Origin of the sequence: Pseudomonas sp. SIMBA_041, from assembly GCF_046535095.1 — a bacterium.
In the GTDB taxonomy this organism is placed as follows: domain Bacteria; phylum Pseudomonadota; class Gammaproteobacteria; order Pseudomonadales; family Pseudomonadaceae; genus Aquipseudomonas; species Aquipseudomonas mucoides.
In genome coordinates, this window is the sequence record NZ_JAWRXJ010000003.1 from 635597 (window position 1) to 647337 (window position 11741).

The following is an 11741-nucleotide window of genomic DNA, read 5'->3' on the forward strand; positions in this document are numbered from 1 at the left end:
ATGGCTCATTGGCAAACCTCATGCTGGTGATTTGTTTTCGCTATTAGCCGACGGTATTAATAGAAGAAAACGTGATCTACAGCGCCAACGGCTTTTCCGCGAGTCGGGCCATGCCCAGAAACGGGCTGGCTTCAACATAGCGCATGGCGGACTTCATATCCTTCCAGCCCACGTAACTCATCAACGACTTCAAGTCCCAACCACTCTGATGGGCCCAACTGGCAAAGCCGCGTCGCAAGGAGTGACTGGTGTAGTGCTCGGCGGGAATGCCGGCGCGCTCAAGGGCCTGGCGCAGTAGCGGGATGACACTGTTGGCGTGCAACCCCTCCTCGCTCAGGTGCCCCCAGCGATCGATGCCTCGAAACACCGGCCCACGAACCAATGCGGCTTCGGTGATCCACTGGATGTAAGCGTTCACCGGGCAAAGGCGTTGCAAGGCTGGGGTCTGGTAGGTCTTGCCGAGGTTCTCGCGGTCGCTCTTGGTGCGCGGTAAGTAGAGTGTGATGCCAGAGCTGGCGATCGCTTGAACGTGCTCGATTTGTACACGGCACAGCTCATCACTGCGAAACCCGCGCCAGAATCCCAGGAGGATCAGCGCCATGTCGCGCCGCGCCCGCAGGAGCGCCGGTCGATCCTGCTGCGCCCTGGCTTCTGCCGCTTCTTTTTCCAACCAGGCAACCACCTGCTCCAGATGTTGCAGTTGCAACGGTTCGGCCTGTTTTTCCTGAGCCGGGTGCAGCGCGCGAATCCCCTTGAAGACCTTGCGCACCACTGGCGCCTTGGTCGGATCAGGAAATCCCTGACTGTGGTGCCACTGCGCCAGCGCCGACAGACGCAACTTCAGCGTATTGATCGACAACTCCCCCGCATACGCCACCAGATAGCGCGCGACGCTGTCGGCGGTGGCCGGCAGAAACCCGCCCCACGTGACTTCGAAATGCTCAATGGCTGCCCGGTAGCTGCGCCGGGTGTTGTCGCGCGTGGCGGCCTGTAGGTATCGATCCAGCTCGGTCATCGGTTCAACTCTCTAAAACGTACCGCGTTGGCGGGTGCAATCGTGCCGTGCGGCTCATCACACGGGGTAATACCAGTATATCCCGCATGACATATTGACATCATTTATCTTTATTTTTTAGATGGTACACTGCGTACTTTAGTGGCATGTACCACAGTACGAAATCGTAGGAGAACTCATGGCTCGTGGCGGCGTAAATAAAGCAGTGGTGCAAGCGGCACGGTTGGCGATCCTCGCCCGTGGCGAAAACCCAAGCATCGATGCAGTACGGATCGAAATGGGCAACACCGGCTCGAAAACCACGATCCATCGCTACCTGAAGGAACTGGATGACGGCCGTGAACGGGCCGAGCCCGTGGCGGAACCCATCGATGACGAACTGGCGGATCTGGTGTCGCGCCTGGCCCAACGCCTGAAAGAGAAGGCCCAGGAACCGATCGACCAGGCTCGCGAGCAGTTCGACCAGCAGCGCAAAACACTGGAAAGCCAGCTTTCAGAAGCCCAGGAAGCCAATACCGAATTGCATCAGCAGTACGAGATGCAAAGCCTGGCACTGACCCAGGAATCCGAATCGCTACAAGAAACCCGCTCCATGCTGCAAACCGAGCAAACCCGCAATGCCGGGTTGAATCAGGCACTGGCCGGTTTCGAATTGCGCTTGCAGGACAAGGACGAGCAGATTCGCTCACTGGAAGAAAAGCACCTGCACGCCCGCGAGGCCTTGGAGCACTACCGCAACGCCGTCAAGGAACAGCGTGAGCAGGAACAAGGCCGCCACGAAAGCCAGGTGCAGCAGATTCAAATGGAGCTGCGTCAGGCACAGCAAAGCGCGATGGTGCGTCAGGACGAGATCACTCAGCTGCACCGCGACAATGAGCGTTTGTTCACTGAAAACCGCGGCTCCCAGAGGGAGCTGAGCCTGTTGCAGGATCAACTCAAGCACACCAATAGCCGGCAGGATCAACTGCTGGAACAGGTCAACCGCATCGACAGCGAACGCACCCTCCTCCAGGAACGCTTGCGCGTCGCCCTGCTGGAAAGTCAGTCGCTGAAACAGAGCGTCGACGAGCAGTCGCAGGCTAATAAAGCGCTGGAAATTGAATTACTCAAGACTCAGGCGAGCCTCGATGAAAGCATGCGCCTGGCGGCTGCTGTTGCAACAGCGCCAGACGCAGCCAAGGACGATTAACCGGAGACAGGCGTACGCATGGTGACGAACTCTTCGGCGGCCGTCGGGTGCACGCCGATGGTTTCGTCGAAATCGCGCTTGGTCGCCCCTGCCTTCAAGGCAATCGCCAAGCCCTGGACGATCTCGCCGGCATCCGGCCCGACCATGTGGCAGCCCAACACCTTGTCGGTCTTGGCCTCTACCACCAGTTTCATCAGCGTGCGCTCCTGGCACTCAGTCAGGGTCAGCTTCATTGGGCGGAAACGGCTTTCGTAGATCACCACCTCGTGGCCCGCTTCGCGAGCGTCTTCCTCGCTCAAGCCAACGGTGCCAATGTTCGGCAGGCTGAACACGGCGGTCGGAATCATCTTGTAATCCACCGGGCGGTATTGCTCAGGCTTGAACAAGCGTCGAGCCACAGCCATGCCTTCGGCCAGAGCGACCGGCGTCAGCTGAACACGACCGATTACATCGCCGAGCGCCAGGATCGACGGTTCAGCCGTCTGATACTGCTCATCGACCTCGACAAAGCCTTTCTTGTCGAGTTTGACGCCGGTGTTTTCAAGCCCGAGGTTGTCGAGCATCGGACGCCGGCCAGTCGCGTAGAACACACAATCCGCTTCCAGCTCGCGACCATCCTTGAGTGCAACCTTCAGACTGCCATCAGGCTGCTTGTCGATACGCTCAATGTCGGAGTTGAATTGCAGGTCCATGCCACGCTTGGTCAATTCTTCCTGCAAATGCTTGCGCACCGCGCCATCGAAACCGCGCAAGAACAACTCACCGCGGTACAGCAACGTGGTCTTGGCACCCAACCCGTGGAAGATACCGGCGAACTCAACGGCAATGTAACCACCGCCCACCACCAGAACGCGCTTCGGCAGTTCCTTGAGGAAAAACGCCTGGTTGGAGCTGATTGCATGCTCGTGTCCCGGGATTTCCGGGATCTGCGGCCAGCCACCGGTCGCAATCAGGATGTTTTTAGCGGTATGGCGTTCACCATTGATCTCGACCGTGTGCGGATCGACGATTTTGGCGTGGCCTTCATGCAAGGTCACGCCGCTGTTGACCAGCAAGTTGCGGTAAATGCCATTCAGGCGATTGATCTCGCGGTCCTTGTTGGCGATCAGCGTGGCCCAATCAAACTGCGCCTCGCCCAGTGCCCAGCCAAAACCGGAAGACTGCTCGAAGTCTTCGGCGAAGTGCGCACCGTAGACGAGCAATTTCTTCGGCACACAGCCGACGTTCACGCAGGTACCGCCCAGATAGCGGCTCTCGGCCACGGCCACTTTTGCGCCAAATCCGGCGGAAAACCGTGCAGCTCGAACACCACCGGAACCGGCGCCAATCACGTACAAATCAAAATCAAAGGCCATTTTCAATCTCCTCGGCAGTCCACAAGCATACCCGCAGACGTTCGCCGGGCAAGTGCTGCAAACGATATAGGGCCAGAAAATAAAAAAGCCACCCGAAGGTGGCTTTTCAATACAAGCGAGTCAACAGCTATCAGTAAGCCTTGCCAGTCTTGTAGAAGTTCTCGAAGCAGAAGTTGGTCGCGTCGATGTAGCCTTCAGCGCCACCGCAGTCGAAACGCTTGCCTTTGAACTTGTAGGCCATCACGCAGCCGTTCTGGGCTTGCTTCATCAGGGCGTCGGTGATCTGGATTTCACCACCCTTGCCTGGCTCGGTTTGTTCGATCAGGTCGAAGATATCCGGGGTCAGGATGTAGCGACCGATGATCGCCAGGTTGGACGGTGCATCTTCCGGCTTTGGTTTCTCGACCATGCTGTGAACGCGGTAGATATCATCGCGAATCATCTCACCGGCGATCACGCCGTACTTGTGAGTTTCTTGTGGGTCGACTTCCTGAATGGCGACGATCGAGCAGCGGAACTGCTTGTACAGCTTGACCATCTGGGTCAGAACGCCGTCACCTTCAAGGTTTACACACAAGTCATCCGCCAGCACCACGGCGAACGGTTCGTCACCGATCAGCGGGCGACCGGTCAGGATCGCGTGACCCAGGCCTTTCATTTCGGTCTGACGGGTATAGGAGAACGAGCAATTGTCGAGCAGCTTGCGGATACCGACCAGGTATTTCTCTTTGTCGGTGCCCTTGATCTGGTTTTCCAGCTCGTAGCTGATGTCGAAGTGGTCTTCCAGGGCGCGCTTGCCGCGACCGGTAACGATGGAGATTTCGGTCAAACCGGCATCCAGAGCTTCTTCGACGCCGTACTGGATCAGTGGCTTGTTTACCACCGGCAGCATTTCTTTGGGCATGGCTTTAGTCGCTGGCAGGAAGCGAGTACCGTAACCGGCTGCTGGGAACAAGCATTTCTTGATCATATAAGTCCTTGAAAGGGCTGTGTGTACGAGTTTCGGCGCAGTCTAATCAGGCGGCGTGCACCTTACAATGCCCCGCACTGGCTAACCGATGCCAACATAGAGAAATATTCTCGCGGATAGTTCCGCATATCGCTGCACAGATCCTTCGACAGCTTCTAATAGATAGCAGATAACCCGGAACCTGCACTGGCGATCACACCAGACATGCAATCGCACCACCATACGCCCATCAGCACTCTCTGGGTGCATTTGGCGTTATCATGGCGCAATTGAACAAGCCAACGAGGCAGATAGATGTCGGAAGCAAAAAGCGTCAACGGGTTCCTGATCAAACAGAAAGACGGCGAATGGTGGATAAAGAACTTCGGCGATACCGAGACGATCACCGGGCCGTTCCCTACCGAAGCACGGGCGATTGAAGTGGCATCCGTATTGCAGCTTGAACACCCAGCACCCGCCAAACGTCGCGGCAAAGACAAGACTTGATCTGAACCGGTTTCTGACCAGGCCCTGCTTCGCGCAGGGCTTTTTTGTGATTACACGCAAGGGAAGTGGCCCTTCGCTATAACCTTTTGATGCCAGCGCTGTCACAGGCTTAGCCCCATCATCCTGACGACGACAACGACATGACTAAATTTTTGCCTCTGATTGCAGTATTGGCCCTGAGCGGCTGCGCCACCTCGGAAACGGCTTACCTGAAAAACGGCGAACAGGGGCTGGCCATCGACTGCTCCGGCGAAGCCAACTCGTGGGCCACCTGCTACGAAAAAGCCGATGCATCCTGCGCTGGCACCGGCTATCGAATCGTCGGGACCGACGGCACGCCGTCAACCAAGGAAAGCGACAAGACCCTTGGCGTCGATGTAGGCAATTTCAAGAACCGCAGTGTCTTGGTGGTCTGCAAGTAAGTCCGACGCTACATGTGAATTTCAGCAAACTTAATCCCGAGACCGCGCACGGTCTCGATCAGGTCGTCGAGACGGCTGAACGATTCGACTTCGTCGTTATCGTCCACCAGAAAATAACTGCGCCCGGCGCTTTTCTTGAAAAACACGATCCACTCCCCTGGATTCGCCGGGTTCTGAATCACATGGGTGGCAGAGATGTGACCCTCTGCATGCCGCTCCCGAACCTGCTCTCGCTTCATGCCTGACTCCAGAAATGACAATGCCGTCAAAGCACAGCCTTGACGGCATCGATGTAGATTGTCGCTAGTGTATCAGCCGGAAATGCAGGCGTTGGCGGCTTTCTGCACATCCTTGGGGCGTACCGGCACATTGGACATGCGCTCATGCAGCTTGATGCTGCTGCCACCGGAACGCTCTTCAATATCAAAGACGGCGGCCGGGTCCGACGAGAACTTCGCCGGAACGATCACGCGCACCCCGTCTTTGTGTGGCTCAACCTGCAAAGCACCACGGCTATCGGCCAGTTGCTCAACCAGGCACTGTGCATACTCATGGGGCTTTTTTCCTGAGATCACGTTCATGGTCGGCAGCGTCTCGTTGATCTCAGTCACGCTGGCGCAGCCACTTACGACCAACGCCAACGGCAGGACTAACACACCCCACTTCATACAAAAACCTCCGATAAAGACCCTCGGACAGCACAATTGCTGATTTTCTCCGAGGCGCACCGCTTTTATCGCCCACAGAATGCCGAATAACTGTTTTTAATTGCCAAAGCGAACCATGACGACCCGATAATAACCTGTGCGGGCTGATAAACTGCGCCAATCGCCCATGCTATCGTTTTGATTTTGTAGAAAAAGCCCTTCTGGAGGCGCCTCATGAAATTTATCCACCAGCGCGAGCACCTCAATGAAGACGACATCGTCGTCATCCAGTGCTCCCAAATGTGCAACATCCGCTTGATGAACGACGCCAACTTTCGCAGCTTCAAGAATGGTGGTCGTCACACCTACCACGGCGGCGCATTCGATACTTTCCCGGCCCGGATTACCGCGCCGAGCACCGGCTTCTGGAACATCACCATCGACACGGTCAACCGCCGGCCGATCAGCGTGACCCGCAAGCCGACCCTGTCTCATTCGATCAAGATCATCCGTCGCTCCAGCACAAAACTGAGCTGAGCAACGTCCGCACACGAAACAAGGCAGGTATGACCGTGGCTCAAACGACCAAGTACGTCATCAAATACAAACTCAACGGTGAGCGCCGCTTCGAGTTTGCCCAGCTTGAAAACGGCACCGCTGAAGAAGCCAAGGCCGCGCTCGACGCCATTCATGGCCAGAGCGACGATGTCATCAGCGAGATCAGCGTCAGCAAAGCACTGTAACAGCCCCCGGAGCGGCCACAGGGATGTCTGCTTCCGCGCCTGAAGTTTGACCGCAAGCGCCGGAGTGTTCGCCCCGCCCCTGCTGCCTAGACTGGCCACCTCAACCTTGGGTTAAGGAGTCAGAACATGCTGGAGCAACAACTCGATCAGGATGGCTGCGCCATTATCAGATCACTCCTGAGTGCCGAATCCTGCGACGAGATCAGCGCATTTTACGCGCAGCCCGGGCTTTTTCGTTCACAGGTGATCATGGCTCGTCACGGCTTTGGCCGTGGCGAGTACAAATACTTCAAATACCCTCTGCCGGATCCCGTCGCGCGCCTGCGCAACGCGCTCTACCCGAGCCTGGTGCCGATTGCCAATCGCTGGCACGAATGCATGGGCCTGCCGACGCGTTTTCCCGCGACGCATGCAGACTTTTTGCAGCGCTGCCATGCCGCCGGTCAGGAACGCCCGACCCCCTTGTTGCTGCAATATGGCCCGCAGGACTACAACTGCCTGCACCAGGACCTGTACGGCGAACACGTCTTTCCGCTGCAAGTGGCGATTCTTCTGTCAGAACCCGACGAAGATTTCACCGGCGGCGAATTCGTGCTGACCGAACAGCGCCCGCGCATGCAGTCACGTCCTCTGGTCATGGACCTGAAGAAAGGCGATGCCTTGATCTTTGCCGTCAGCCAGCGCCCGGTCAAAGGTGTTCGCGGCTACTACCGAGTGAACATGCGCCACGGCGTGAGTCGCCTGCACAGCGGAAAACGGCATACCCTTGGAATCATCTTTCACGATGCGTTATGAACCATGAACCCTTTCACCCTGGATTTGTTTGCCGACACCGAACCCGAACAACCGCTACGGCGCGAGCAGATCGGTGAACAAGCCTGCGTCTTGCGCGGCTTTGCCCTGCCCTGGCTGGAATCGTTGCTGACAGCGCTAGAGGGGGTTTTGACCGTCGCGCCGTTTCGGCAGATGGTCACCCCCGGCGGCTTCACCATGTCCGTAGCCTTGAGCAGTTGCGGTGCCCTGGGCTGGACCACCGACCGAAGCGGCTACACCTACACGCGCAATGACCCGCAGACCGGGCAACCCTGGCCGAAAATGCCTGAGGTGTTTTTTGAACTGGCACAAGCGGCGGCACGTGAAGCCGGATTTACGGATTTTGTTCCCGATTCCTGCCTGATCAACCGCTATGTCCCCGGCGCGAAGATGTCTTTGCACCAGGATAAAGACGAAGGTTCCTACGCAGCGCCGATCGTTTCGGTATCGCTAGGGCTGCCCGCAACGTTCCTGTTCGGCGGTTTTGAGCGCAGCGATAAAAGCCAGCGTGTGCCCCTGTTGCATGGCGATATTGTGGTCTGGGGTGGCGTCGACCGTTTGCGCTATCACGGCGTATTGCCGATCAAGGACGGGCATCATCCGAAGCTGGGCGAACAACGGATCAACTTCACGTTTCGTAAGGCCGGTTGAAAGACTCGAATTTGACCGCAAGCCCCGGAGTGCCACGCCCCTCTCGCCTGATTAATCTGAATGAAACGGGTCAATGGAACTACAGACATGACAACTCATTCGACTAAAACAGCTACCGAAATCGATCCTCGCTGGGCCGCCGTTGTAGCGCGCGATCCAGCCGCAGACGGGCAGTTTGTCTACGCGGTCAAAACCACCGGCATTTATTGCCGCCCGAGCAGCCTGGCGCGCTTGCCGAATCCGCAGAACGTCGAGTTTTTCGACACGCCGGAGCAAGCCCAGGCGGCGGGATACCGTCCCAGCAAACGCGCAGCAAAAGACCAAAGCGATGTTGCCGCCCAACACGCGGCCACCGTGGCAGCGGCCTGTCGGCACATCGAATCCGCCGAAAATCTGCCGCCGCTCAATGAACTGGCGGACGCAGCGGGCCTCAGCAGCTTCCATTTCCACCGAGTGTTCAAAGCCGTCACCGGGCTGACACCCAAGGGTTACGCCACGGCTCATCGCTCGCGCAAGGTGCGTGATCGTCTGGCGGGTGGTGGCTCGGTCACCGATGCCATATATGACGCTGGTTTCAATTCCAACAGTCGTTTCTATGAAGCGGCGGATAACTTGCTCGGCATGAAGCCGGGCGACTACCGCGCTGCCGGGCAAAACAACGACATCCACTTTGCCGTTGGCCAGTGTTCCCTGGGGGCCATTCTGGTGGCGCAAAGTGAACGCGGGGTTTGCGCGATTCTGCTGGGGGATGATCCGCATCAACTGGTCTGCGATCTGCAGGACAAATTTCGGCGTGCCAACCTGATCGGCGCCGATCATGAGTTCGAGCAACTGATCGCCCAGGTCGTAGGGTTTATCGAAGCGCCGGCCCTTGGTCTGGATTTGCCGCTGGACGTGCGCGGCACGGCGTTCCAGGAGCGTGTCTGGCAAGCCTTGCGCGAAATTCCCGCTGGCCGCACCGCGAGCTATGCCGAGATTGCCCAACGCATCGGGTCGCCCAAGGCTGTGCGCGCCGTGGCCCAGGCGTGCGGCGCGAACAGTCTGGCGGTGGCGATCCCTTGCCACCGCGTGGTGCGCAGCGACGGCAACCTGTCAGGCTATCGCTGGGGCGTTGAGCGCAAGCGTCTGTTGCTGGAACGCGAGACGCGCTGATCAGCGATTCACATCGACCACCACCCGCCCGCGCAATTGCCCGGCGAGCAGGCGCGGCGCGGCATCGATGGCTTCGCTCAAAGCGATTTCATGGCTGATCAGCGGCAGCAGCGCGAAGTCCAGATCCTTGGCCAGTCGATTCCAGGCCAGTACGCGCCTGGCCTTGGGCTGGGTCACGCTGTTGATCCCGGCCAGGGTCACGCCACGCAGAATGAACGGGGCGACCGAGGCCGGGAAGTCCATGCCTTGCGCCAGACCACACGCCGCTACCGTGCCGTTGGCCTTGGTGCTGGCGCAGGCGTTGGCCAACGTGTGGCTGCCGACCGAGTCAATCACCCCCGCCCAACGCTCCTTGGCCAACGGTTTGCCGGGGGCGGACAATGTGGCACGGTCGATGATTTCACTGGCGCCCAGCTGCTTCAGGTAATCGTGTTCGGAAGTTCGACCGGTGGAAGCGACGACGCGATAACCCAGCTTGCTCAGCAGCGCGATCGCGAAACTGCCGACACCGCCGTTGGCACCGGTGACCAGCACTTCACCTTGATCGGGCGTCACACCGTTATGTTCCAGCGCCAGGATGCTCAGCATGGCCGTGTAACCGGCAGTACCGATGGCCATGGCTTGGGCCGCTGTAAATTCCTTTGGCAGCGGGATCAGCCAGTCACCGTTCAGGCGTGCCTTCTGCGCCAATCCACCCCAATGCCCTTCGCCCACGCCCCAGCCATTGAGGACCACTTGATCTCCGGCCTTGTAGTCCGGGTGATCGCTGGTTTCGACAGTGCCTGCCAGATCGATCCCCGGCACCATCGGGAATTTTCGCACCACCGGGCTGCTGCCGGTGATTGCCAAGCCATCCTTGAAGTTCAGCGTGCTGTACGCCACGCGGACCGTTACGTTCCCTTCGGGCAGTTGATCGTCATTGATCTCTTGCAGTGTGGCCCGGTAACCGCTGTCGTCTTTGTCGATCAAAATGCCCTTGAACATCGTTACCTCTCAATGGAATCAACCAGGATGTGGAGCCCTTGAAATACCATAAAGAAACATTTCGCCGTACAAGACTTTAAGCCAAACCGCTGGCCAGCCAAAAGTAGACTGGCCCTTCACCCTCGATAGCTGGTAAAAAACCGGTTCAACCGTCCTGCCCTGTTTTGACGTCGGAGATTGAAATGAGCCAATGGCCAGACACCCGCATTCTTGACCTGCTCGGGATTGAGCTGCCGATCATCCAGGCCCCCATGGCCGGCGCCAACGGATCGGCCATGGTCATCGCCGCGAGTAACGCCGGCGGCCTGGGCTCGATGCCGGCTGCATTGCTGACCATCGAGCAATTGCGCGAAGAGCTGAAGACGATTCGCCAACACAGCCAGCGCCCGTTCAACATCAACTATTTCTGCCATCAACCTCCGGCCCCTGACGAGCAACGCGCCCGGGACTGGAAGAACGTGCTGGAACCTTACTACCGGGAACTGGGCGTCGATTTCGATGCGCCGACACCTGTTTCAAACCGCGCGCCGTTCGATGTGGCCGCCTGCGAGGTCGTCGAAGCGTTTTGCCCTGAAGTGGTCAGTTTTCATTTCGGCCTGCCGGAAAAGTCCCTGCTGGACCGGGTGAAAGCCACCGGTGCAAAAATTCTCTCCTCGGCGACCACGGTTGAAGAAGCTGTCTGGCTCGAAAGGCACGGCTGTGACGCCATCATCGCCATGGGTTACGAGGCCGGTGGTCATCGCGGGATGTTTCTCAGTGATGATCTGAGTAGCCAGGTCGGGACGTTTGCCTTGGTGCCACAGATTGTCGATGCGGTAAAAGTGCCGGTGATTGCCGCCGGCGGGATCAGTGATGCGCGCGGCGTTGCGGCCGCCTTTATGTTGGGCGCTTCAGCGGTGCAAGTGGGCACGGCTTATTTGTTCACGCCAGAAGCCAAGGTCAGCGCGTCTCACTACAAGGCATTGCGCACGGCCAAAGAAAGCGAGACCGCTGTCACCAACATTTTTACCGGCCGCCCGGCACGCGGCATTCTCAATCGGGTGATGCGTGAAATCGGGCCGATCAGCGATAAAGCGCCGAAATTCCCACTCGCCGGCGGTGCGCTGATGCCGTTGCGAGCCAAGGATGAAGCGGATTTCAGCAACCTCTGGGCCGGGCAAGCGTTCCGGTTGAGCGCTGAAATGACCACAGCCGAATTGACCCGTCGCCTGGCGGATGAAGCATTGGCCAAACTGCTCCGTCGATAAAGCGATCCCCGGTTGCGCTGCCGAGCCCGCGAGGCTGCGTCCGGCGGCGCAACCGGACGCAGGCTTC

General features: G+C 58.4%; 15 protein-coding genes. 9 read left to right on the forward strand and 6 right to left on the reverse strand.

The genetic code is table 11. The features are described 5' to 3' along the window. Positions 1 to 76: 76 nt before the first annotated feature. Positions 77 to 1015 (reverse strand): site-specific integrase, encoded by a 939-nt coding sequence (locus tag SB725_RS09925; RefSeq protein WP_027922995.1) that lies wholly within the window; start codon positions 1013 to 1015, stop codon positions 77 to 79. Positions 1016 to 1193: 178 nt separating this feature from the next. Here SB725_RS09925 and SB725_RS09930 point away from each other — a divergent pair, with 178 nt between their 5' ends. Further along, positions 1194 to 2204 (forward strand): DNA-binding protein, encoded by a 1011-nt coding sequence (locus SB725_RS09930; RefSeq protein ID WP_027922994.1) that lies wholly within the window; start codon positions 1194 to 1196, stop codon positions 2202 to 2204. Here the strand turns inward: SB725_RS09930 and gorA are convergent. Both gorA and galU read right to left on the reverse strand, forming a co-directional pair. Then, on the reverse strand, positions 2201 to 3559 hold the full coding sequence (gene gorA, locus SB725_RS09935; RefSeq protein ID WP_410921702.1) for a glutathione-disulfide reductase: 1359 nt from the start codon (positions 3557 to 3559) through the stop codon (positions 2201 to 2203). The genes SB725_RS09930 and gorA overlap by 4 nt on opposite strands. 130 nt (positions 3560 to 3689) lie before the next feature. Continuing rightward, entirely contained in the window at positions 3690 to 4529 is an 840-nt protein-coding gene (galU, locus tag SB725_RS09940; RefSeq protein ID WP_010460715.1) for a UTP--glucose-1-phosphate uridylyltransferase GalU, read from the reverse strand. A gap of 294 nt (positions 4530 to 4823) precedes the next feature. Between galU and SB725_RS09945 the strand changes: the two genes are divergently transcribed. Next, the gene (locus SB725_RS09945; protein ID WP_027922992.1) at positions 4824 to 5015 is read left to right on the forward strand and encodes a hypothetical protein; all 192 of its coding nucleotides are present in this window, start codon (positions 4824 to 4826) and stop codon (positions 5013 to 5015) included. A gap of 140 nt (positions 5016 to 5155) precedes the next feature. Continuing rightward, on the forward strand, positions 5156 to 5437 hold the full coding sequence (locus SB725_RS09950; RefSeq protein WP_027922991.1) for a hypothetical protein: 282 nt from the start codon (positions 5156 to 5158) through the stop codon (positions 5435 to 5437). Positions 5438 to 5445: 8 nt separating this feature from the next. On the opposite strand, the gene SB725_RS09955 is transcribed toward SB725_RS09950, so the two are convergent. Beyond that, positions 5446 to 5676, reverse strand: a complete 231-nt coding sequence (locus tag SB725_RS09955; RefSeq protein WP_027922990.1) for a hypothetical protein — start codon at positions 5674 to 5676, stop codon at positions 5446 to 5448. A gap of 72 nt (positions 5677 to 5748) precedes the next feature. Next, positions 5749 to 6105, reverse strand: coding sequence for a hypothetical protein (locus tag SB725_RS09960; RefSeq protein WP_027922989.1), 357 nt, complete (start codon positions 6103 to 6105; stop codon positions 5749 to 5751). A 213-nt stretch (positions 6106 to 6318) separates the two neighbouring features. On the opposite strand from SB725_RS09960, the gene SB725_RS09965 reads away from it, so the two are divergent. The 5 genes from SB725_RS09965 (at position 6319) to ada (ending at position 9443) form a co-directional block, all read left to right on the forward strand. Continuing rightward, on the forward strand, positions 6319 to 6621 hold the full coding sequence (locus tag SB725_RS09965; protein ID WP_027922988.1) for a DUF1883 domain-containing protein: 303 nt from the start codon (positions 6319 to 6321) through the stop codon (positions 6619 to 6621). 29 nt (positions 6622 to 6650) lie between these two features. Further along, positions 6651 to 6827, forward strand: a complete 177-nt coding sequence (locus SB725_RS09970) for a hypothetical protein (RefSeq protein ID WP_155953714.1) — start codon at positions 6651 to 6653, stop codon at positions 6825 to 6827. A 126-nt stretch (positions 6828 to 6953) separates the two neighbouring features. Continuing rightward, positions 6954 to 7622 carry a 2OG-Fe(II) oxygenase gene (locus SB725_RS09975; protein WP_027922987.1) on the forward strand — a complete coding sequence of 223 codons (669 nt, stop codon included), beginning with the start codon at positions 6954 to 6956 and terminating at the stop codon, positions 7620 to 7622. Positions 7623 to 7625: 3 nt separating this feature from the next. Then, complete coding sequence (alkB, locus tag SB725_RS09980) at positions 7626 to 8291, forward strand: DNA oxidative demethylase AlkB (protein WP_027922986.1); 666 nt, start codon at positions 7626 to 7628, stop codon at positions 8289 to 8291. Between the two features lie 87 nt (positions 8292 to 8378). Then, complete coding sequence (gene ada, locus SB725_RS09985; RefSeq protein WP_410921703.1) at positions 8379 to 9443, forward strand: bifunctional DNA-binding transcriptional regulator/O6-methylguanine-DNA methyltransferase Ada; 1065 nt, start codon at positions 8379 to 8381, stop codon at positions 9441 to 9443. Here the strand turns inward: ada and SB725_RS09990 are convergent, their stop codons facing one another. Further along, complete coding sequence (locus tag SB725_RS09990; protein ID WP_027922984.1) at positions 9444 to 10427, reverse strand: MDR family oxidoreductase; 984 nt, start codon at positions 10425 to 10427, stop codon at positions 9444 to 9446. Positions 10428 to 10609: 182 nt separating this feature from the next. Between SB725_RS09990 and SB725_RS09995 the strand changes: the two genes are divergently transcribed. Beyond that, on the forward strand, positions 10610 to 11674 hold the full coding sequence (locus SB725_RS09995; protein WP_410921704.1) for an NAD(P)H-dependent flavin oxidoreductase: 1065 nt from the start codon (positions 10610 to 10612) through the stop codon (positions 11672 to 11674). The last annotated feature ends 67 nt before the right edge of the window (positions 11675 to 11741 follow it).